18 protein-coding genes are annotated in these 22,364 nt (G+C 70.6%); 11 read left to right on the forward strand and 7 right to left on the reverse strand.

Annotated features, from left to right (window positions below; translation table 11 throughout):
* Nucleotide 1: 1 nt before the first annotated feature.
* On the reverse strand, nt 2-2,434 hold the full coding sequence (locus tag Rhe02_RS32615; protein WP_203912278.1) for a PASTA domain-containing protein: 2,433 nt from the start codon (nt 2,432-2,434) through the stop codon (nt 2-4).
* 68 nt (nt 2,435-2,502) lie between these two features.
* On the opposite strand from Rhe02_RS32615, the gene Rhe02_RS32620 reads away from it, so the two are divergent.
* On the forward strand, nt 2,503-3,183 hold the full coding sequence (locus Rhe02_RS32620) for an FHA domain-containing protein (RefSeq protein WP_203912279.1): 681 nt from the start codon (nt 2,503-2,505) through the stop codon (nt 3,181-3,183).
* On the opposite strand, the gene Rhe02_RS32625 is transcribed toward Rhe02_RS32620, so the two are convergent.
* Nucleotides 3,164-3,919 carry a class I SAM-dependent methyltransferase gene (locus Rhe02_RS32625; RefSeq protein WP_239124205.1) on the reverse strand — a complete coding sequence of 252 codons (756 nt, stop codon included), beginning with the start codon at nt 3,917-3,919 and terminating at the stop codon, nt 3,164-3,166. The genes Rhe02_RS32620 and Rhe02_RS32625 overlap by 20 nt on opposite strands.
* An 81-nt stretch (nt 3,920-4,000) precedes the next feature.
* On the opposite strand from Rhe02_RS32625, the gene Rhe02_RS32630 reads away from it, so the two are divergent.
* From Rhe02_RS32630 to Rhe02_RS32660, 7 genes are all read left to right on the forward strand, one after another.
* The gene (locus Rhe02_RS32630; RefSeq protein ID WP_203912281.1) at nt 4,001-4,264 is read left to right on the forward strand and encodes a WXG100 family type VII secretion target; all 264 of its coding nucleotides are present in this window, start codon (nt 4,001-4,003) and stop codon (nt 4,262-4,264) included.
* A 22-nt stretch (nt 4,265-4,286) separates the two neighbouring features.
* On the forward strand, nt 4,287-8,486 hold the full coding sequence (locus Rhe02_RS32635) for a type VII secretion EssC family protein (protein WP_203912282.1): 4,200 nt from the start codon (nt 4,287-4,289) through the stop codon (nt 8,484-8,486).
* Nucleotides 8,487-8,518: 32 nt separating this feature from the next.
* Entirely contained in the window at nt 8,519-10,054 is a 1,536-nt protein-coding gene (locus tag Rhe02_RS32640; RefSeq protein WP_203912283.1) for a serine/threonine-protein kinase, read from the forward strand.
* Nucleotides 10,051-11,025, forward strand: a complete 975-nt coding sequence (locus tag Rhe02_RS32645) for an AAA family ATPase (RefSeq protein WP_203912284.1) — start codon at nt 10,051-10,053, stop codon at nt 11,023-11,025. Before Rhe02_RS32640 ends, Rhe02_RS32645 begins: the two co-directional genes overlap by 4 nt.
* A complete protein-coding gene (locus tag Rhe02_RS32650; protein ID WP_203912285.1) occupies nt 11,022-12,167 on the forward strand; it encodes a DUF58 domain-containing protein in 1,146 nt (381 codons plus the stop codon). Before Rhe02_RS32645 ends, Rhe02_RS32650 begins: the two co-directional genes overlap by 4 nt.
* A complete protein-coding gene (locus tag Rhe02_RS32655; protein ID WP_203912286.1) occupies nt 12,164-14,194 on the forward strand; it encodes a transglutaminase TgpA family protein in 2,031 nt (676 codons plus the stop codon). Before Rhe02_RS32650 ends, Rhe02_RS32655 begins: the two co-directional genes overlap by 4 nt.
* Nucleotides 14,195-14,290: 96 nt before the next feature.
* Nucleotides 14,291-14,695, forward strand: coding sequence for a Rieske (2Fe-2S) protein (locus Rhe02_RS32660; protein WP_203912287.1), 405 nt, complete (start codon nt 14,291-14,293; stop codon nt 14,693-14,695).
* Between the two features lie 54 nt (nt 14,696-14,749).
* Here Rhe02_RS32660 and Rhe02_RS32665 read toward each other — a convergent pair whose 3' ends face one another.
* Entirely contained in the window at nt 14,750-15,082 is a 333-nt protein-coding gene (locus Rhe02_RS32665; RefSeq protein ID WP_203912288.1) for a hypothetical protein, read from the reverse strand.
* Nucleotides 15,083-15,133: 51 nt separating this feature from the next.
* Nucleotides 15,134-15,919 (reverse strand): NRDE family protein, encoded by a 786-nt coding sequence (locus Rhe02_RS32670; RefSeq protein ID WP_203912289.1) that lies wholly within the window; start codon nt 15,917-15,919, stop codon nt 15,134-15,136.
* Between the two features lie 73 nt (nt 15,920-15,992).
* Between Rhe02_RS32670 and Rhe02_RS32675 the strand changes: the two genes are divergently transcribed.
* A complete protein-coding gene (locus Rhe02_RS32675; RefSeq protein WP_203912290.1) occupies nt 15,993-16,436 on the forward strand; it encodes a nitroreductase family deazaflavin-dependent oxidoreductase in 444 nt (147 codons plus the stop codon).
* A gap of 8 nt (nt 16,437-16,444) precedes the next feature.
* Nucleotides 16,445-16,939 carry a GNAT family N-acetyltransferase gene (locus Rhe02_RS32680; protein ID WP_203912291.1) on the forward strand — a complete coding sequence of 165 codons (495 nt, stop codon included), beginning with the start codon at nt 16,445-16,447 and terminating at the stop codon, nt 16,937-16,939.
* Here Rhe02_RS32680 and Rhe02_RS32685 read toward each other — a convergent pair.
* From Rhe02_RS32685 to Rhe02_RS32695, 3 genes are all read right to left on the reverse strand, one after another.
* Nucleotides 16,926-17,897, reverse strand: a complete 972-nt coding sequence (locus Rhe02_RS32685; RefSeq protein WP_203912292.1) for a DUF4232 domain-containing protein — start codon at nt 17,895-17,897, stop codon at nt 16,926-16,928. The genes Rhe02_RS32680 and Rhe02_RS32685 overlap by 14 nt on opposite strands.
* 49 nt (nt 17,898-17,946) lie before the next feature.
* Nucleotides 17,947-20,754, reverse strand: coding sequence for an AfsR/SARP family transcriptional regulator (locus Rhe02_RS32690; protein WP_203912293.1), 2,808 nt, complete (start codon nt 20,752-20,754; stop codon nt 17,947-17,949).
* 213 nt (nt 20,755-20,967) lie between these two features.
* Entirely contained in the window at nt 20,968-21,471 is a 504-nt protein-coding gene (locus Rhe02_RS32695; protein ID WP_203912294.1) for a hypothetical protein, read from the reverse strand.
* 250 nt (nt 21,472-21,721) lie between these two features.
* Here Rhe02_RS32695 and Rhe02_RS32700 point away from each other — a divergent pair, with 250 nt between their 5' ends.
* On the forward strand, nt 21,722-22,294 hold the full coding sequence (locus Rhe02_RS32700) for a nucleotidyltransferase family protein (RefSeq protein ID WP_203912295.1): 573 nt from the start codon (nt 21,722-21,724) through the stop codon (nt 22,292-22,294).
* Nucleotides 22,295-22,364 lie beyond the last annotated feature (70 nt).

The raw sequence follows: 22,364 nt of genomic DNA on the forward strand, positions 1-22,364 counted from the left end.
CTCACCACACTCTGCAGATGACGAAATCGAACTTGATGGGGTTGGCGTGGAAGTAATCCCACTCATAGGTTCCGGGCACCGCGAACACCCACGTGTTGAAGTTGTCCATGAACAGGGCGTGCAGATCCTTGGTCCCGCCCGGGGCGGCGGCGGGGTCGAAGCAGCGGAACGCCTCGCCCTCCATGACATAGCCGGCCTGCGCGGCCGGGTTGCCGGAATAGTAGTAGCCGCCGATCTCGCCGCAGCCGGAGGCGCAACGCGACCTATAGATGGGCGCGATCCCTGGCACGCCTTCGGTTGCGGGCAGGTAGACGGCGATCGGCGAGCTGGGCTGGGAGCTCCATCCGGCGGGCGGAACCTGGTTGCTGCCGGTCGCGGCGATGAAGTTGGCGCGTCTGGCCCCGGGCGCCTTCCACCGCTGCAGCTGCACCGGCCCGGTGGTCTCGTAGACGATGGTCACACCCGTGCCCGCGGGCACCACCGCCCCGCCGCCGATGCTCTGCGCGTGCACCACACCGAGCTGAAGCGTTGCCTCGTAATCGCTTTGGGCACATCCGAGGAAAGCCGCGGCCAGGGTGGCGCACGCCGTTCCCGGATCCATGCCCACCACCGCGGGCACGGTGGTGTTGGCGTTGCCGTAGAAGTCGACGACGACGTCGGCGTTGCGTGCCGCGCTGGCGTTGGCGGCCGGGGTCTGCGCGATGATCACGCCGGGCGGGTGCCCGGTTCCGGCGGCCGAGCCCAGATCACGCCGCACGCAACGGAAGGCGTGGGTGGGCGACTCGAGCTGGGCGCAACCCTGGTCGACCGCCGCCCCCACCACCGACGGCACGGCGACGTTGGCCGCGTAGGTGATGGTGACATCGGAGCCGGTGTTCACCTTGGCGCCGGGGACAGGCTGCTGCGCCGTGACCACAAAGGCCTGCGGGGCGGTGGGGGCCACCCCGGTCACGTTCTCCACACAGTTCAGCTGGGCGCGCCGGATGGTGGCACACGCGTCGGCGGCGGTCATGCCGACCAGATCGGCCGGAACCTCGGCCGGGCCGCGATAGAAGACCGTGATCCGGCTGTCGACGCTGACCCGTGAGCCCGGTGGCGGGTTGGTGGACAGCACCATCCCGGTGCGGCCGTCGCCGTCGGGTTGGGCAACCTGTTGGCAGCGCAGCGGTTTGAGCCGCTGACAGGCCTGTGCCCGGTCCTGGCCGATGACGTTGGGCACCACCATGGTCTCCGGCCTGGGTGGGGTGGGAGCGCCGGGCGCCTGGGTGGGAACCGCGGTGCGGGTGGCCGTCGGGGCGGGGGTGGCGGTGGGCCGAGGCGGGCCGCCGTCGACCGGGAACTCCGCCTTGCGGCCGTCCCGGTCGAAAGTGATGACGGTCTTGTCGTAGGGGTCGCTGACCCAGACCCGGTTGTCGCGGAGGAAGATCTCGAATTGGCGGGTTGTTCCCGGTACCGGTTCGGCCGCGCTCAGGGCGGGCTTGGCCAATCCGATCACGACCACGTGATGGTAGATGTAGTCGGGAAGGTAGGCGCGGCCGGAGAAGACGATGGGCCGCCCGAAACGGGTGTGGTCGCCGCGGCGGTCTTGCAGGACAGTGCGCCGGATGTCGCCGTCGACCGTGCCGGCGACCACCAGCTCGCCGGTGCGCGGCACAAAGACCACGATGACCGGCTCGGTGGTGGGCGCGGCCACGATCGCGTTCTCGGCCGCCAGGTCGAGGCGGCGCAGCAGGCCGTCGCGGCCGTAGATCGAGGCTTGCCCGTTGCCCGGCCGGTAGAGCACCGGCTGGTTCGCGGCCAGGGTCAGCACCAGGCGCTCGCCTCGTCCCGCCACCGGCTGTCGGGAACGCACCCGGTCGCCATTGAGCTCGAAAAGTTCGCCGGTTTCGGGGGCGTAGGCCCATCCGGTGCCGGAGCTGTCCACCGCCAGCTGGTCGATCTTCGCCGGGAACTGGACCTCGACCCCGGGCCCGCTGGAACCGTCCAATTTGGAGGCGCTGCCGCGTTCGGCGTCGACGAGATAGCTGTTGTCGCCGCCGGTCTCCAGCTTGAGGCGGCCCACCGATTCGGGGCGTTTGTCGATCTGCTCCGGCTTCATGGTGTCGGTGGGCAGCTTGAACGCCTCACCGGTCTCGTTGTTGACCACATAGACCAGTCCCGGCCGGACCTGTACCACCTCGAGACGCTGGGTGCCGGTGGCTAGCTTGCGCGCGGCGTCGGCGTCGACCGAGGAGTCGGCGAAACCGGTGTCGCCGTTGACTCGTACCACCGCATGATCCTTCTGCAGGTAGGCGCTGCCGTCGCCCAGGATCGAGCCGGAGTGGTCGTAGCCGGAGGCGAAGCTGACCGCGGCGGCCGCCACCAACACCACGGCGGCGAGGGCGATCCGTGCGAATCTATGCGCTGAGAACCACGAGATGAACAACTCCCACACCTGATAGACATTAGGTCAGCGAAGACGCGAGTGTTCATGATGATCAATGGGAAGGGTTTGCCAACGAGATGACGGCGCAGGTACGGGTGACTGTTGCCGACACCGTCCTGGTCAGCGGCGGTGAGGCCGCGCTGACCTTCGGGCGGGCGCGCGACTGCGACATCTGCCTCGATCCGGAGGATGTCGGCATTTCGCGCCGGGCGGGGACAGTGGAGCTCGACAACGGAACCTGGTGGGTGCGCAACAGCTCGTCCACCCGTCCCCTGTCCATCGTGGACGATCTGGGGTTTCGCAGCGTGCTGGGGCCGGGAAGGCGCGCGGCCGTGGAGGCCGCGGTCAGGGTGCTTGTCGACGGCTCGCAGGGCAAGCCGCACAGCATCCTCATCGAGCCGGTGGGCCAGCTCGCCCGGACGGTCTCGCCGCTGCCGGAGCCGCCGGGGCTGCCGACCGCGGTGGGCGAGGAGGTGCTCATCAGCGAGGCGGACCGCCTCGCCATGGTCGCCCTGTTCGCCGGTTACATCGAAGATCCGCCTCGCTATGATCCGCATCCCAAGAGCTACGCCGCTGCCGCGGCTCGCCTGGGCTGGCCGCGTACCACCCTGGTCAAGCGGATCGAATATCTGCGCAGCCGGCTGGACGCGGCCGGGGTGCCGAACATGACCGGGTGGACCGCGCTGACCAACCTGGCCGAGTACGCCATCAGCCGCGGCCTGATCACCCGTGAGGACCTCAGCCTGCTTCAGCGATGATCAGCCGGTAGCCCACGTCGAGCGAGCCGGCGTCGCGCAACGCGCCGTGCCGCTCCTGCCAGCGGCCGCCGGCCAGATCGTCGGCGAGGCGCGCGGTCATCTCTTCGAGCCGAGCCGGGCTGAGCTTGGCCAGCGAGGAGATCGACGCGTGCACCGCCGGGTCCAGGTAGGCCTCGGGTCTGGCCCAGTAGGCGGCCAGGAACCCGTCGTGGCAGTCGGCCGGCACGTCGACGTTCATCACGTTCAGGAGGGCGCCCTGCCGGGTGAGCTCGGCCTGGATCGCGTCGAAGGCGGTGAGGTCGCGCTCCGCCTCGGCGATCTCGGGAAGGTAGTCGGCGATGAGCCAGAAGCGGGCCATCACCGCCTGATCCCAGGTGACGATCACCTGGCGGCGGGCGACCCGGCGCAGCTCGGCCAGCCCGCGCCCGGGATCGCGCCAGTGATGGATGGTGAGGATGGCCATGGCCGCGTCGCAGGCCTGGTCGGGCAACGGCAGGTGTTCGGCGAAGGCGCGAACGACCGCGGCGGAGCCGGGAGGACGCTGCCTGATCATCACCGGCGACGGCTCGACCGCGATCACCTTGCGCCCCAACGGTTCGTAGGAGCCGGTGCCCGCGCCCACGTTGACCACGGTGCGGGCGTCGCCCAAAGCGGACTCGATGAGCGCGGCGATGCGCGGGTCGGTGCGGCGGCGGTGCACGTAGCCCCGGCCGAACACGCCATAGGGATCATTCACTGCACAGGCATACCAAAGGTCCCCGGGCGCTGGGAAGGGCTTCCGATATCGCGTTGCGGCCCGCGTTCCTAGCCTGAGCCCATGACCCTTATCGGTGGTGAGATCACCCAGCTGCATTCCCTCAACGGCAGCTTCAACCGGCACAGCTCGACCGTCGACGGGCTCCTGCGCGAGCTTCGCGGCCAGATCGAAGGGACCTACTGGAAAGGCGGTGCGGCCGAACGCTTCCGCGCCGACTGGGCCAGCCTCTACGAGCCGGCCCTGACCAAACTGTCCGCGGCGCTTCAGGATGCCGCGATGCACGTGCGCAACCAGGCCGACCGTTTCGAGCAGGCCGGCGGCTGAGCCGCCGCGGGGAATCACAGCCATGGAATGGGAGCTGACGGCCGTCGACGGCACGGGCCGGCCGGCGGCCGTTATCGTCCGCGCCGGGCCGGCCGCCACCGTGGGCGATCTGCGCCGGGCCTTCGCCGAGGCGGGCTATGCCGCGCCGCTGCCGTCCCTTGCCGACACCGCGAAACTGGCGCAGGCCGGCCTGGTCACGGCCGCCAGGCTGAACCCGGCCGCGCCGCAAGCCGCGGCGACCGCCGGGCAATGGGAGCTCGCCGCGATCGGGGGATGCGGGGCGGGCGTCAAGATGCCGCTGGGCGGTTCGCTCGCGATCGGACGGTCGGCGCAGTGCGGGTTACGGCTGGCCGATCCGGAGGTCAGCAGGATTCATGCGCAGGTGAGGCTCGACGAGGCGGGAGTTCTGTTGCGGGACATGGGGTCGCGTAACGGGGTGGTCTGGGGCGGGGTGAGGCTGCGTGGGGAGGCGGCCCTGGCGGCGGAGGATGCCTTCGGAGTGGGCGAGACGGTGGTGGCGCTGCGGCGGGTGGATGCGGCCGACGCGCCGGTGGAGCCGGCCGCGCAGGGGGTGCTGCACTACAACCGGCCGCCACGAATGCAAGCGCCGCAACAGGTTCCGGAGTTCTCCGCGCCGGGCCGGCCGGAAAAGCCGCGCGGGGTGCGCATCCCGATGATCGCCGCCGCGCTGCCCCTGCTGCTCGGGGCCGTGGTGTGGTGGCTGTTCCCGAACGCGGGGTATTTCCTCATCTTCCTCGCCCTGTCGCCGGTGCTGCTGATCGCCAACGTGATCAGCGATCGGCGCAGTGGGCGCAAGGAGCATCGCGACGCGGTACGTGAATTCGAGGCACGCCACGGCGAGATCGCCGCGCAGCTGGCGTCGCTGGCACAGGCACAGGGCAGGGTAAGGCGGCGTGAGGAGCCCGATCCGGCCCTGGTCGAGCGGATAGCCACCGGGCCGACCCGGCGGCTGTTCGAAAGACGCCCGGACGACGCCGACTTCCTTCGGCTCAGGGTGGGCCTAGGATCCCAGCCGGTGACGGCCCGGCTGACCGGGCCGGGCGCGGCGGAGCTGGCTGTCCCCGAAATCGCTTACGCGCCAATCGTGGTGAGCCTCGCCGAGGCTGGCGTCGTCGGGCTGGCGGGCGAGCGCGACACGGTCGTGGCCGCCGCCCGCGCGGCAATCGCCCAGCTGGCCACCCTGCACGCGCCGCACGATCTCGGCATCGCCGTGGTCACCGGCCAGGACCGTGCGCACGACTGGGAATGGGCCGCGTGGCTGCCGCACACCTTGCCGCACACGGCCGACTTCGCGTGCCGCCGGCTGCTGGCCACCGACGGACACCAGGCGGCGGCGCGCTTCGGCGAGCTGGGCAAGCTGGTCGAGGAACGGCTGGCCGACCGCCGGTCCACCCTGCGCCAGTCAGGCCCGGCGGGCCGGCGGATGCTGGTGGTGGTGGACGGCGCCCGGCAGTCGCGGGCCCTGCCCGGCCTGGCCGAGCTGCTGACGCAGGGGCCCGAGGCGGGTGTCTACGCGCTTTGCCTGGACACGACCGAGCAGAACCTGCCCGACGAGTGCCGTGCCACGGTGGCTTTGTCTGGTACCCGGGCAAAAGTCACCAGAGCCGGGCAGGTGCCGCAGGAGGAGGTGCTGGTCGATCAGCTGAGCGCCGTGGACGCCGTCGCGATCGCGCGGGCCCTTGCGCCGCTTCGGGTGCTGGGCGGCCGGTTCGGCGCCGGGGCGGAGCTGCCCTCGACCGTGCGCTACCTGGAGCTGGCCGGGCTGGGGCCGGACCCGACGGCCGAAGACATCATCGACGGCTGGAGCGGCGAGCGGGGAGCGGTTGCGCTGCTGGGGGTCGGCCCGGCCGGAAAGGTCGAAGTGGATCTGCGCCGCGACGGCCCGCATGCGCTGATCGCCGGAACCACCGGCGCGGGAAAGTCGGAGCTGCTGCAAACCCTGGTGGTGTCGCTGGCCCTGGCCAATCCGCCCGACGCGCTGAACTTCGTGCTGGTGGACTACAAGGGCGGCAGCGCTTTCGCCGACTGCAGCACCCTGCCCCATTGCGTGGGCATGGTCACCGACCTCGACGGTCACCTGGTGCACCGCGCGCTGGCCTCGCTCGCGGCCGAGCTGCGCCGCCGGGAACGGCTGCTGGCCGCGGCGGAGGCCAAAGATATCGACGACTATCAAGCAAAGGGCGGAAGGCTGGCCCGGCTGGTCATCGTCATCGACGAGTTCGCCAGCCTGCTGGAGGAGGTGCCCGAGTTCGTCAGCGGTGTGGTCGGCATCGGCAACCGCGGCAGAAGCCTTGGCGTGCACGTGGTTCTGGCCACCCAGCGGCCGGGCGGGAAGGTCGGGGCCGACCTGCGCGCCAACCTCAACCTGCGGGTGTGTCTGCGGGTCAACAGCGCGGAGGAGAGCAACGACGTGATCGATGTGCCGCAGGCCGGCCGGTTGTCGCGGCACCGCCCCGGCCGCGGCTACCTGCGCTCCGGCCACGGCGACCTGACCGAAGTGCAGGCCGCGCGCATCGGCTGGCCCCGGCCGGCCGAGCGTGACGCCGACGAGGTGACGGTGATCCCGTGGCGCATAAGCGAACTGGGCCGCCAGCCGGCGACGGCGAGCCAGGCCGGGCACGACGGCGACACCGACCTGACCGTGGTGGCCGGGGTGGTCGCCGCAGCCGCCCGGACAGCGGGCTTCTCCACCCCGGTGAGCCCGTGGCTGCCCCCGCTGCCCGAGCAGCTCACCACCCGGGAGCTGGCGGCGGCCGGGGCGGGCTCCCGGGTCACCGTCCCGATTGGACTGTCCGACCAGCCCGCGCTGCAGGCGCAGCGGACGTTCCTGCTCGACCTGGCGCAGACCGGGCCGGTCGCGGTGGTGGGCATGGCGCGCAGCGGGCGTTCGACCGTGCTGCGCACCATCGCGGCCGGGCTGGCCGAGCGCAGCAGCCCGGCCGACGTGCACCTCTATGTGCTGGATCAGGGGAACCGGGCGCTGGCCGGGCTGGCCGGGCTGCCGCACTGCGGGGCTTACGCCGACGGCGAGGATGTCGAGCGTACCGAGCGGATCCTGGGCTACCTGACCGGCGAGGTGGAGCAGCGCGGCCGGCGCCTGGCCGACCAGAGCGCGACGCTGGAATCGTTGCCCTATCTCGTTTTGCTGCTCGACCGGTACGAGTCCTTCGCCAACCGGTTCGCCGAGGCCGACGGCGGCCGGCTGGTGGAGGCCCTCGACGCGCTGCTGCGCAGGGGACCCGCCGTAGGCGTGGTGGTGGTGCTCGCCACCGACCGCTCGGGTTTCGGCCACCGCCTGGGCGGCGCGGTCAGCTGCAGGCTGGTGCTGCGCCACTCCGACGTGGAAGACCTGGCGGCCTACGGCCTGAACCCGCGTGAGGCGCCCAAGAACATGCCGCCGGGCCGTGCGATCGTGCTGCCCGGCGCGGTGGAGGTGCAGGTGGCCATGGTCATCGAGGATCCGGCGGCCCGCCTGGCGCACCGCTGGGAGGGCATGGATGCGCACCTGCTGCCGCATCGGGTCGACCCGCTGCCGGCCGAGATCACCGAACCGGAGCTGGCCGTGCTGCGCGCCGGACCGCGCCCGGCCGAGGTAGGCGCATGCACCCTCGGCGTGAGCGGCGACCATCTCGGGCCGGTGGACCTGAACCTGACCGCGTGCTGCAATTCCTTCCTCATCGCCGGCCCGCCGATGTCGGGGCGCAGCACAGCTTTGCTGGCCATCGCCCGATCGCTGACCGGTTTCCGCAAGGCTGTGCTCTGCCCGCGCCCGTCACCGCTGCGCGAGCTCGACGACGCGCTCGTGCTGGACCCGGCCGATCTTTCGCATCCCCTGCCGCCGGGACCGCTGGCCGTGTTCGTCGATGACGCGGAGCTGATGGCCGAGGCGGGCGCGCTGGAGGAGTTCGTGCGCAAACTTCGCGACACCGCTTCGGTGGCGATCGCCGCCGGGACCACCGACGATCTGCAGCTGCAGCGCTACCGTGGCTGGCTGAACCTGATCCGGCGCAACCGATGCGGGCTGCTGCTCAACCCGGCGTCGCGGGTGGACGGTGAGCTTTTCGAGCTCGCCTTGCCGCGATCCACCGGCACCGGCGGCGGATGGCCGCCCGGGCGGGCCTTGCTGGTTTTGCGCGGGTCGGTTGCGGGAACGATGCAGGTCACCGCAGCGGCCGGATTGCCGGGGCGGGTCCAGTGGTAGACGTGGTATCGAGGGCGGGCTATGGTGCGGCCGTGACGAGTCCGGACGAGCTGGAAACGGCCGCGCCACTGAGGATGGGCCGTCCACTCGACACCGGTTACCTCATCGACGAGGTGGTGGGCGAGGGCTCGGCGGGCCGGGTGTGGCGCGGCAGGCGCGCCGCCGACGGGGTAGTCGTGGCGATCAAGGTGCTGCATCCCCAATATTCGGCCGACGAGGAGATCCTGTCCCGCTTCGTGCGCGAGCACGCGACGCTCAAGCTGCTCAGCCACCCCCATCTGGTACGGGTGCTCGATCTGGTCAGCACCGGGGACACCCGCGCCATCGTGATGGAGATGGTCGACGGGCAGAACCTGCGCCAGGCCGCGCAGACCGGCGCGATCAGCCGGGAGTGGGCCGCGGCGGTGCTGTCGCAGGTGGCCGACGCGCTGGCGCACATCCACACGGCCGGCATCGTGCACCGCGACGTGAAGCCGGAGAACATGCTGATCACCTGGCGAGGCGGGCAGCCCTGGGCGCAGCTGACCGACTTCGGCATCGCCCATATCACCGGCGGGCACACGCTGACCCGGGTGGGCGAAATCGTTGGCACCCCTTCCTATATCGCGCCCGAGATCGCGCTCGACCGTCCCTCCGGCCCGCCCGCGGACGTCTACGCGCTGGGGATCACCGCCTACGAGCTGCTCGCCGGGCACCGCCCGTTTTCGGCCGACCATCCGCTGGCGATGCTGCGCCAGCATGTGGAGGCACAGCCGGTGCGGCCCGCCGCGATCAGCGACGCCGCGTGGGAGACCATCTCCGGCTGCCTGGCCAAGGATCCGTCCGTGCGGCCCACCGCCGCGCAGCTGGCCGGCCGCTTCGCGCTGCTGACCGGATCCGTTGGGGCGCTTCCGTTATCGGCTCCACCGCCGCTGCCCGCGATGCCGGCCGTGATCCCGGAGTTCGTGGTGCTCGACACCGCGCCCGCTCTGACGAAGCCCGGCCCGACGAATCTCGCGCCGACGAATCCCGCGGCGACGAATCCCGGGCCGACGAATCCCGCGGCGACGAATCCCGCGGCGGCGGAGCCGGCGATCGATCTGCCGACGATCGGGGCCTCCCGGCCCGCGCCGCTGGCCCCGCCACCGCCGCCCAAACGGCGAAAGCGGTGGATCTGGTGGGTGGCGGCGGGCATCGCGGTCGTCATTGCCGGGTGGGGCGCCGGGCTGTGGGCCGGGCGCAGCGGCCCGCCGGTGACCACCCCCACGCCCACCCCGACGACGGCGGTGAAAGGCCAGCTGTGGTTCCTTCCGGTCTCCGCGACCAGCCCGGCGCTGGGCACCGTGCGGCTCGACTTCGCTGACGCCACCAAGCTTCCCGGCTTCGAAAGCTACGTCATCTATTTGGATTCCGGTCTCTACGCCCAGGTCCAACCCGGCCAGGCCCCGCCCTACTTCGTCAGCGGCCGCCATCCGGAGACCAAAAACTGTTACCAGGTAGCGGCTTTGGTCATTACCGACCAGCCCAAGCCGCCCGACGGGCCGGCGGTGTGCCTGGCCGCCGACGGAAAAGGAAAGGGCTCCCCATGACGACCGAGCGGATAGCGGACTCGGCCGCGTACTTCGCCGAGGTATTCGCCACGGTGCAGGCCAACATCGAGCGGGTGCTCAGCGGCAAGCGGGAAGTGGTGCGCACCGCCCTGACCTGTCTGTTCGCCGGGGGACACCTGCTCATCGAGGATGTGCCCGGGGTCGGCAAGACCACCCTGGCCAAGGCGATGGCCGCCTCCATCGACGCGAGCTGCCACCGGATCCAGTTCACGCCCGACCTGCTGCCCTCCGACATCACCGGCACCACCGTCTATGACCAGCGGGACAGCACCTTCGACTTCCGGGCCGGGCCGGTCTTCGCCCATCTCGTGATCGCCGATGAGATCAACCGGGCCTCGCCCAAGACGCAGTCGGCGTTGCTTGAGGTGATGCAGGAACGCCAGGTGACCGTGGACAGCCGCGGTTATCCCGTGCCGGAGCCGTTCCTGGTGGTCGCGACGCAGAACCCGGTCGATCTCGAGGGCACCTATCGGCTGCCCGAGGCGCAACTCGATCGCTTTTTGTTCCGCATCTCCATCGGGTACCCAGCCCTGCTCGACGAGAAGGAGATCCTCACCGGCCGCGCCGCGGCGGAGCCACCGGTGCTGAAAGCGGTCGCCTCGATCGACCAGGTGCGCTGGATGACCCAGTACACCGGCCGCGTGCACGTGGCCGACGCGGTGGCCGGATACATCGCCGAGGTGGTTCACGCCACCCGGGTGCAGCAGCGGCTGCGCCTGGGTGTCAGCCCGCGCGGCGGGTTGGCGTTGCTGCGGGCCGCGCAGGCGTGGGCGGCCGGACAGGGCCGCGCCTACGTGGTGCCCGATGATGTGAAGGCGGTGGCCGTGCCGGCGCTGGGGCATCGGCTCATCCTGCATCCCGACGCCGAGGTGCGCGGCGTCTCCGCCGCCGACGTGCTCACGGAGGTGCTGGCGGCGGTGGCGGTTCCGGTGCCGGCGCGCACACCATGAGGCTGACCGGATCCGGGTGGGCCGCCCTTGCCGGTGGCGTCATCTGCCTGGCCTTCGGCCTGCTCGCCGGGTATCCCGTCTTCACCGGGCTCGGGCTGGCCGGGGTGGCCGCGGTTGCTCTGGCGGTGGCCGCGGTCGCGCCGCGGCCACGGCTGCGGGCGAGCCGTGGGGTGGTGCCGATGCGGGTGACGGTGGGGCAGCAGACCAGTGGCCGACTGGTGATCACCAATACCGGAAGGCTGCCCGTGCTCGGCTTCGACGCCGTCGACAGCGTGGACGGCGCGCCGCTTCGGGTGGCCGTGCCGGGGCTGCGGCCTGGCGTGCCAAGGGAGCTGGCCTATCCGGTACCCACCGTCCAAAGAGGATTGATCCGGCTCGGGCCGGTGACGCTGGATCGGCGTGACCCGTTCGGGCTGGCCCGGCGAAGCGCGCCGCTGACCGAGGTGGCCTGGCTCTGGGTGCATCCGAAAGTGCATGCCACACACGCGTTGCCGGTCGGCCTGACCCTTGACTTCGATGGGCGGCTGGCCGAGCGCGCCGGGTCGACCGCCTTCTCCTCGCTGCGCGAGTACCGGCCCGGAGACGATCCGCGGGCGGTGCACTGGCGCTCGACCGCCCGTCTGGGCACGCTGGTGGTAAGGGAACGGGTGGACACCCGCGAGCCGACCGTGAACCTGGTGGTGGACAACCGTTCCAACGGGTTCACCGGCGAGTCGCTCGATGAGGGGGTCGAGTTCGCCGCTTCGGTCTGCCACGCCTTCCAGCGCGCGGGCAGGCCGGTGACACTGGGCGCGGTCGACGAGAACAGCGGGGCCGTCGCGCAGGCGGGCGGGCACGATCTGATGGATCGCCTTGCCGCCCTTCGGCTCTGCGGCGACACGCCTGCCTCGGCGGTGCTGACGCTGGTGGACCAGACCGGCAGCGGTGGTCTGCTGATCGTGGTCACCGGGGACACCCCGGAGGCGTTCGCCTCGGCCATCGCCACCCGCAAGCGCAGGTTCTCCGGCATGGTGGTGGCCCATTTCGGCTCGGGCCGCGAGGACGGGCTGCACCGCCGCTCCGGCGTCGTGGTGATCACCGCGTCGCGGGCGCAGGACGCCGCCGTGCTGTTCAGCCGGTTGAGCCGGGGCAGGCTGGAATGAGGGCGGTGCTGGCGGCGCTGCTCGGGCTGGCGCCGGTGGTCGCCTTCGCCCCGGCTTTCGGCGGCCTGGGCGACCCGCGATACCTGATGCCGACCGCGGGCGCGGTGGCGGTGACGGCCTTGGCGACGCTGCTGTTCTCGTTGGCGAAGGGGCTGGTTCCCGCGGCTCGAGCGCTGGCCGTGCTGGCCGCGCTTGGCCTATATATAGCAGTCGTGCTCGCCCCCGGCGCGGAGGCGCTCAGCGGGCCGCGGCGGCTGGTGACTTCGGCGCTGCCGCTGGACCCGGCCGGTCCCGAGCTGGCCGGTGTCGCCGCCTTCTGCGGCATCGCCACCATCTGCGCGGTGGAGGCGGCTCTGCTGCGGCGCGCGCCGCTGCTGGCGATGGTGGGGCCGCTGGCCTTCACCGCGGCCGGTTGCGCCCTGAGCGCCTCGGTGGCCTCGCCGCCGGTCTGGCTCGCCTTCGCGCTGGTGGCAGTGGCGGTTGGCTTGCTGCATCGGGGAAAGCACCTCTTCGTCGCCGCCGCCATGGGTTTGGCTGTGGTGGCCACGGTCGCGCTGACCCCCTGGGTGGCCGCCGCCGGCCGTGCCGCCCCGGTCGATGGGCGAAGCCTGTTCCAGCAACCTGTTCGGCCACTGGTCGGGATCAGCCCGCTGGCGCAGTTCGCTGCCATCCGCTCGGGCCGGCTCGCGTTGTCGCTGCGCATCGAGGCCGACGCCGCCTCGGGGCGGATGCGTTACCTGTCCATGGACCGGTTCGACGGCGAGTACTGGACGAGCGAGGCGCTGTACCGGCGGGCCGGGCACCGGCTGCCCGAGCCGCCGCCCGCCACCGAAGCCTGGACGGTCACCGAAACCATCACCGTCGACCGGCCCGGTCCGCTCGGCTGGCTGCCCGCTTCGGGCCGGCCGGTGGAGGTGTCCGTGACCGGCCTCGGCGTGGACGAAGGCACCGGTGAGCTGGTCGTGCCGCAGGACCGGCCGGTTCCCGCGCGGTACACGGTGCGCAGCCGGGTGCCGATCTGGGACCCCGAGCTGGTGGAGCTGGCCACCCCGGCCTCCCCGCCCCGGCAACGGGCCTTTCCCGTACCCGCCGATCTGGCGGCCAAGGCGACCCAGCTCGTGCGGGGCGAGTTCGGCCATCCGGCGCTCGCCGCGCTCGCCACCCACTTCGCGCAGGAGGGCGGCTACGGGCTGGACGATCCGGCGCAGTCGCGCTCCGGGCACGGCCTGCTGCACATCCGCCAGCTTCTGGAATCCAGGCGCGGCACCGCGGAGCAGTACGCGTCGGCGTTCGCCGTGCTGGCCCGCGCGCTCGGCTACGACACCCGGGTGGTGGTGGGGTTCGTGCCGCGCGAGGAGGGTTCGGCCTACCGTGTGGTGGGCCGCGACATCGACGCGTGGCCGGAGGTGCGCTTCGCCGGTCTGGGCTGGGTGCCCTACTACCCGACACCCGGCCAGCGCTCGGGTGCGGCGCAGCCGCCCAAAGCCCCAGTGGCGCAACCGGAACCCACGCCCAGCTTCAGCCGGTCGGCCATCGCGCCCCCGCTCCAGGACGCCTCCGCGAACGGGCCACGGGCCGAGGCGGAGAACCAGATCGCCGACGCGGCTAGGCTTTCCGCCGCCGTGCTGGCAGTGGTCGTCGTGGTGGTGGGGGCTGTTCCGCTGGCGAAGGTGAACAGGCGCCGCCGCCGTCGCCGGGGTGATCCGAACGCTCAGGTGCTCGGGGCGTGGCTGGACACGGTGGACCGGTTCGCCGAAGCCGGGCTGGCCCTGCCCGCCTCGGCCACCCCCGCCGAGATCGCCCAGTCGGCCGCGAACCGGTTCGCCAAGGACCTCGCGCATGACGCGCTGCGCCTGGCGGCTCTGCACGACGCCGCCGCCTACAGCCCGACCCGGCACGGCCCCACCAACGCCGCCACCGCCTGGCGGCACGCCGGGCACGTGCGCCGCCGGCTGCGCGACTCCCTCCGATTTGGACGACGATGGCGGGCCGCCCTGTCGCCCCGCCCGCTGTGGCGGAGACGTTGACCGTGCTCCACCAAGCGGACCGACGAGACCGTCGATTGGACGGGAATTACCCCGGGTCATTAGGACCCGCGCGGCGAAGGTGAGACTCTTCAAGGCATGTCGCAAGAGGAGATGGGCCGCAGAGCCCTGTTGGTCGGAGCCGGGTGCGCGGCCCTGGCCATGCTGGGAGCTTGCGGTTCGCGCGGTGAGGAGTCCCCACCTGGGCCGAAGCCGGGTGACGTGCTGGCCCCGACCTCCGGGGTGCCGGTCGGCGGGGGATTGCTCACCCAGACCGGGGTCCTTGTGCTGCAGCTCCACGAGGGTCAGTTCACCGCATACAGCGCCGTGTGCCCACATCAGAGTTACCTGGTCCGGCCACCTGATAGTGACGGCATCATGACCTGTACCGGCCATCAGTCGAAGTTCCGCGCGAGCGATGGGGTGCGTGTCGACGGCCCGGCTTTGGGCAACCTTGTCCCTGTTGCGGTCAAGGTGTCGGGCGCCGACGTGGTTCGCGCCTAGCAAAACGAAGGCGGGTCGGGCGTCTTCGAGCCTGACCCGCCGCACGCACCCGGGCTATCGCTTGGAGCTGCGGCCGAGCAACCAGATCACGCCCGCAACGGTGGCGCCGATGACCCACGGCTTGGGGTTCTTGCGAATGTTGTCCACCAGCGTCCGCACAGCGTCCTCCAGCTCCCGCTGATTGCTCGGCAGCTGGTCGGCCACGTCCCTGGCGACGTCTTTGGCCGCATCCACGGCCCGGTCCTTGGCCATCGCGGCCGTGGCCAGAATCTGGTCCTTGACCTGCGCGGCGTTCGCCGCCACGGCTTCGCCCGAGTCGGTCAGCTTTTCGCGAACCTGCTCCAGCTGAGCCGGCAAGCTGTTCGCCGCGTCCGAGGTCTTGCCCATGGGGTCCTCCCTAGAAATTTCACGTCAGCACGGCTGCTATACCCCGCAGCCCTAGCTTTGTGACATCTCCAGGTCAACGGGCAGATAGTCGCCGGGCATGCCCGGGTTTGCGGCGAAGTCGTAGCGCACGCCGCCTGGGCGCAGCCCGACCAGCGAGATGGAGCTGGTACCCCAGATGCCGCGCTCGCCGAAGTCGCGCCGCACCACCAGCGCCCGCGGGTCGGCCATGTCCAGCCCACCGCCGTCGACGAGGGGCAGCCATTGCCCCCAGGCCTGGGCCGCCGTCCCGCCGATCGGTTCGGGCCGCGCCGCGGCCTGTAGGAGCGGCCGGAAGTGGTGCAGCCGAGCCGATATTTCGTCCACCGCGCCCGCCGGTGCTTCGTCGATGGTGCCCTTGCCCTCTATCCCGCTGTTGACGACTATGTGCAAGCCAGAGCCGAGCCGGTGCTCGACCAGCTGATAACCGTCCCATGTGGACACTGTGACCGTCTCCAGGTCTGCGGAGACCAAATGGAAGGGGTCGTAGCGGGGCAGGTCCACCTCGTCCACCCGGCCGCCGGAAGCAGCCAGCAACGGCAGCTCGCCGCGGGAGAGCCGGGCGCCGGGGTCGGTGTGGCGGCCGAAAGCGTTGAGGATGGCCGCCACGCGCCGATGGCCGTCGTCGACCGCGAGCCAGGTGCCGCCGGCCAGGCGGTCCAAACCACCGATCAGCTCGGGGCAGCGCCGCCAATGCCGGGCCGGTGCCAGCCATGGGCGCTGGGAGAACTCGTCGCGTACCCCGGCGAGCAACACTGGCACGGCCGAGGCCGGCTGGACACTGATCACGACCGTGCACATGGCTCCAACCTAGCCGTAGCGCGGAAATGGCCCGCCTCCACCCGTCTTCGACCGCCCTGATTAGCCTCAATTGATGGAAGAAATTGTGGACAGCCCTTCGACCTGGGTGGCCGAGCACATCCGCAACTATGTGCGGACCGGTGGCGCCGAAGGCTCGCGCCTGTTCGACAACGACGTCCTGCTGATCACCACCCGTGGCCGGATCACCGGCAGGCTGCGCCGCACGCCGGTGATGTACGGCTGCGACGGGGACCAGTACATAGTGGTGGCCTCCTATCGGGGCATGCCCATGCACCCGTGCTGGTACCTCAACCTGGTCGCCAATCCCGAGGTCATCCTGCAGGTCGGGCCGCAGGTCTTCGCCGCCAAGGCGCGCATCGTCACCGAGGACGAGCGTGGGCCCAGGTGGACCATGATGGCGTCGCGGTTTCCCACCTTCGTCACCTACCAGGAGCAGACCACCCGCCGTTTCCCAGTTATCTCGTTGGAGCCCGCCATCGTGCGCAGGACCGGTTAAATGGGTGGGTGAAGGTAATCCTCGAGCCGTGGGCAGATCACCATCTCGACCTCCTCAAGCGCACCAACGCCCCAGCGATGAAGAAGCACCTCGGCGGTCCGGAGTCGGAGGAGAAGATTCTGGAGCGCCACGAGCGTTATCTGACCATGGCCAGCGGCCAGATGTTCGCGGTGCTCATCGTCCCCGAGCGGGAACAGGCCGGCAGCATCGGTTTCTGGGAGCGCACCTGGCAGGGCGAGACCGTCTACGAGACGGGCTGGGGGGTGCTGCCCGAGTTCCAGGGCCGGGGCGTGGCCAAGGCGGCGGTGGCCGAGGTGATCGACGAGGCCAGGCAGCACGGCAAGCACCGCTATCTGCACGCGTTCCCGCGGTCGGCAAATGTTGCCTCCAACGCGCTGTGCCGCGGCGCGGGCTTCCAGCTGGTGGGGGAGTGCGATTTCGAGTTCCCACCCGGCACCGTGATGACCAGCAACGACTGGCGTTTCGACCTCAGTTCACGGTGAGCTCGACCGTCCCGAACGGGCGCGGGCTGCTCTCGGCCATCCAGTGCAGCAGCGTCTTGCCCGTCGGGAACGCTTGTGGCACCGGCAGTTTCATCTCGTACCGGATCGCGCCGCGGGGGCCGATGGTGGGCGTGGTGCAGTTGAGCCGATGCGTGCTGTGGTAGAGACCGGCCAGCTCGTCGAGGTCGAAGCGCTGCTCGGGCGCGAGCACCTGGGTGTAGACAGGGCAAGGGTTCAGCGACACCGTCGCCTCGGTGACGTTGAGTAACTCGACCGAGTAGACCAGCTCGCCGCCCGCCTCCACCGACGACGGAGCTTCCAGCCTGGCCTCCAGCGCCCAGTACTGCCCCGCGGCGGAGGTGACCGGCTCCCACGCGCTCGCCTTGAGCGGGCAGCTCCCGGTCAGCCAGGCATTCTTGATGGTGAACCGGAAACCGTTGCTCAGCACCAGATCGGCCCCCTGATATCGGATGGGCTGGCCGCCGCAGCCGGCTGAGCCGATACTCAGGATGAACTTGGCGGGCTCGCCCGGCTCGATGGTGGCGTAGCCGTTGTCCCGCCCCGCGTTGGGCAGGTACTTCCCGGCCTGCGCGGCGGGACCGATCGGCTTGCCCATCCGGTCGACGCCCTGCGCCCTGGGATGACCGTCCAGAGTGCACGGCACCGGCCCCACATTGCGCACCAGCACGGCGAGCCCGAGGGTGTCAGCCCGCTCGGTGTCGACAATGGTGGATCCACCTTCGGGCCACAGCGACTCCAGGTCACGGGCTCGGCAGGGCGGGCCTTGCGGCCGCAGGTCGGGCTTGTTGCTGGGGGAGGCCGTGGGCCGGATGACGGGATGTTCGACAAAGGGCACGGGCGGAACATCCCGTGCGACCGAGGCGGCGAAGCCTCCACCTACGATGACTAGGGCCGCTCCGGCTATTACGGCTCCTAACCGGCGAACGCGGCTGCGCATGTCCTTGAGCCTAACCTTTACGCGAACGCGGGCCACCGTGTGGGTCGGCTCATACGGTCGCGTTCAAAGGCGTGGTGAGCTTCCTGCGCACCAGGTCAGCGTCGGGATGGTCCAGCGCATCAAGGATTTTCCAGGCCGCTTTCCACGAGTCGCGGGCGGCGGCCGGATCGCCTTGGGCCTGGCCGATGTCGCCGAGCCGGATCAGGGTGCTGGCCTCGTTGAACCGGTCGCCGAGGGAGCGGAACAGCCGCAGCGCCCGGTGGTATCCGTGGCCGGCCAGGTGCAGGTCGCCCAGACCGAGGTAGGCGTAGCCGACACTGTCCCAGGTGTCAGCCTCGCCGGAATGATCACCCAGCTGGTCGTGCAGCTCGAGCGCGGCGTGGCAGTGCTTGAGCGCCTGCTCGAAGTCGCCCAGCTGGGCATGGCACCAGCCGATCGAATTGAGCGCCAGGGCCTGCCCCACCAGGTGGCCTTCCTGCTCGTACCCAGAAAATGCCGTCGTGGCATGGTGAAGCGCCTCATGATGGCGTTGCTGCGCGCCGAAGACCACGTTGATGTTCAGGTGCGCGTAGGCCTGTCCCACCCGGTCGTCAAGAGCTCGATAGAGCCGCAGCGCGTTGGTGAGATGCTGATGCGCCTTGTCATACCGGCCCAGCCGGGCGTCCGCTCGGGCGAGGCTTCGGTGCAGGCGGGCCTGGGCCGACCGGTCGCCCAGGCGGACCGCCGCGCCCAGGGCGGCCGTGACCGTGTCCACCCAGTGCTGCCAATGCCCGCGGCGCTCCAGATAGTTCGCCAGGGTCCAGGACAGTTGCCAAGCATGCGTGTCGAAGCCGTGGCAAGAGGCGGCTTCGATGACGGCCAGCAGCACCGCGTGCTCGGCCGCGTACCACGAAAGAGCCCCTTGATGATCGGCAAGCTGTTCCGGTGACACCTGCGCCACCGGCGAGGCGGGCTGGATCGGGTCGCGGAAGGGATCCAGCAGCAGGTCGGCCCGATGCGATGTGTGCAGATAGTGGTCGAGCAGCCGGTGCAGGGCGGTGTGGGCATCATCACGCCACTGCACCGCGGCGGCAAGCTCACGCGCGTAGGAACGCAGCAGGTCGTGGAAGCTGTAGCGGCCGGGCGGCTGCCTGCTGACCAGATGGGCCCGTTCCAGCTCATCCATCGTCTGTCGGGTGTGGACGGTGCTCCACCCGGCGAGGCTCGCCGCTGCGGCAAGGCAGATGTCCGGCCCCGGATGCACCCCCATCAACCTGAACAGCCGGGCCGCGTCGGGGCTGAGTGACTCGTACGACCAGGAGAAAACCGCACGGATGTCGGTGGCAAGGTCGTTGCCGGTGAAGGCGTCCAGGCTGCCCGGCGCCGTGCACAGGTCGGTGACCAGCGCCGCCAAGCCGAAGTCGGGTTGGGCCGCGGCCCGGGCGGCCACGATCGCCAGTGCCAGCGGCAGCCCCGCGCACAGCTCGATGAGCTTCGCCGCTGCCTGCGGCTCCGCCGTCATGCGCGCTTGGCCCAGCCGGCTGACCAGCAGCTGTCTGGCTTCGGTGGGGTTGAGCAAGCCGAGTGTCATCGCGTGCGCACCCTCGGTGGCGACCAGGCCGGTGAGCTGGTTGCGGCTCGTCACCAGCACCACCGAGCCGCGTGAGCCGGGCAGCAGCGGCCTGACCTGATCGGCGTCGCGGGCGTTGTCGAGAATCACCAGCACCCGCTTGTCTGCCAGCAGGCTGCGGAACAGGCCGGACTGGGCTTGCAGCCCGGCCGGCACGCGGTGGGGCTCGACGCCGAGCGCGTCAAGGAAGCCGCGCACCGCCTCTTCCGGCCGCATGGCGCTGCCGGCCGGATCGAAGCCGCGCAGGTTCACATAGAGCTCGCCGTCGGGGAACCGGCCCGACACCCGGTGCGCCCAGTGCACGGCCAATGTGGTCTTACCCACACCGGCAGTTCCGGCGATGGCTGTGATCACCACTGTCCGCTGTGCCGTGCCCGCGGCTGGCGCGGTGACGCCAGGCAGCAGATCGTCCAGCAGGTTGAGCTGGGCGGCCCGGCCGGTGAAGACCGGAACGTCCAGCGGCAGCTGGCGCGGCGGCGCCGCGGCCGCGACCCGCACCGCGGCGTGCACCGGCGCGGGAGTGCGCCGGTTGAGGATGGCCAGGTGAAGCTCGTCCAGCTCCCGGCCGGGCTCGAGGCCGAGCTGGTCGGCGAGGGTGTCGCGCAGGGTGACGAAGACCGCTAGCGCCCCGGCCACGTCGCCACCCTGGTAACGGGCCCGCATCAGCAGCGCGGCCAGCTTTTCCTGGATCGGGTTGGCCTGCACGACCTCGGTGAGCCGGGACATGATCGCGGCGTGCCCGCCGATGGCCAGCTCGGCCTGGGCCCACAGCTCCAATGCGGTCAGCCGCTGCTCGGCCAGGCGCGCACCCACCCGGTTGCGCAGGTGCTCGTCGGCGACGTCGCCCAGCAACGGGCCGTGCCACAGGTCGAGGGCATCGCCCAGGATCTGCGCCCTGGCCTGCGGGTCGGCGTGCTGCTGCGCGGCGCCCAGCGCGGCCAGGAAGCGGTGCACGTCAACGGTTTGCGGATCGACATCGGCCAGGTAGCCGGACCCTCGGGTCACCAGCCGCACCCCAAGGGGCGACAAACGCGACCGCAGCCGGGCCAGGTAGCTGTGCAATGTGGACCTTGCCGCGGCCGGCGCCGGGTCGCCCCAAAGCAGATCCATGAGCCGCTCGGTGGGCACGGCCTTGCCCGCTTCCAGCAGCAACAGCCCGAGCACACACCTCTCCTGGCGACGGCCGAGCTCCACCTGCTGCCCGTCGTGGCTGGCTCGAACCGCTCCGAGCAGAGCAAACTCGACCACGTTGACGTCCTTCCACGAGCGCCGGGGCCGGGTCGAGGCGAATGGTAGCGACGCGGCGAAAGGGGTGGCAAGAAAATTAGAGATGCCCAGCCACCGATGGCAAGAAATTGGCAAGGGCGATGCCCGACAATCTGCAAGCGACGACCGCCGGTGATACGGGGGTTGCCCATCCCATGGCGATGGGCAACGGCGGCCGTGCACCCGTGCCGCGGATCAGACGGGTCTGGTCTGCCGGGTGAGCGTGACAAAAGTGCCGTCACGCCAGGCGAATTCGGCCACGATCTCCAGGTCGGGGCAACAGCGGGGCGACTCGGGTTGCAGCCCGAGCGCCTTGACGACGACTGTCCGGTCCGGACGCACGGTCACCTGCATTTTGCGCGGATAGTCCGGGTCCTGTGCCATCAGGATGCCGAGCCTGGCCGGCGCGGCCGGATCTGAAGCGCCGTCGAAGACCTCGACCGTCTGCGGGTTCGACCCGGTTGGTGAGTCGCAGCTGTCAATGACCAGGGTGTCCGGGACCTGATCGCCGGTGAGCTCGCCCTTGACGACGCTATCGATCTTCATGCCGAAACCATGTGCCTCGCCGATCGGGCAATGCGCGAGAAAGGGCAGCCAGGCGACGTTGGCGAGCCGGTCCGACGGCGGCTCCTGCGAGCCGCACGCGCTGAACGTGGCCATCATGGCCGCCCCCAGCACGACAGTCCGCCCGAGAGCCATGCGGACACGTTAGTCCAAAAGGCTGCTGGAGCAAGGGGAGTTCGCCGCGCCGACTGGGGACATGGCCGGCGCGGCGAACTAAGCCGAGACCACCGCGGGCTCTGCGCAGTCCTTGGCGGTCTCGGCGGCTTTGGTGATGCGCGCTCATCGAGTACGTCCCGTGATATCCGTGAACATAGATCCCTAAACCTGGCCGGTTACCCCGGCGTCCTGGCGTGTACCGGCTCCACCATGCGGGTATCCCCCATGGGTGAAACAGGCATACGCGGATGAACTGCTGCTCACCCTGAAACGGGCGGGAAGCATCCTCAAGGCGACCGGCGTCCCCTTCGCCCTGGCCGGAAGCTTTGCCGCCTACGCCCACGGCGGCGCCTCCAGCGACCATGACGTCGATTTCCTTGTCCGGCACCAGGATCTGGAGACCATCGTCTCCGCCTTCACCGACGCGGGTTTCCGCATCGAGCACCCGCCGGAGGACTGGCTGGTCAAGGCTTACGACGGGGGCCAGCTCGTCGATCTCATCTACCGCCCGATCGAGATCCCCGTCAGCGACGAGACCCTGGAACAGGCGAGCATGATGAGCGTGGGGCCGCTGAGCCTGCCCGTGCTCTCGGCCACCCAGCTCATGGTGCACAAGCTGCTCACCTACGACCAGCACTACTGCGATTTCGCGCCGGGCCTGCAGATGGCGCGCTCGCTGCGGGAAAAGATCAATTGGGTGCAGGTGCGCCAGGACACCAAGAGTTCTCCTTACGCGGCAGCGTTTCTCGTCCTGGTCCATCATCTGGGCCTGGCACCCGAGACCGTTGGCACGGACGGCTGATTGTTGTTGCGGCACAATAAGTCCCGGGACCACCGGCCGGCTACGTGGCGGACCTGACCGGCGGCCCCGG

This window comes from Rhizocola hellebori (assembly GCF_016862955.1).
GTDB classification, from domain to species: domain Bacteria; phylum Actinomycetota; class Actinomycetes; order Mycobacteriales; family Micromonosporaceae; genus Rhizocola; species Rhizocola hellebori.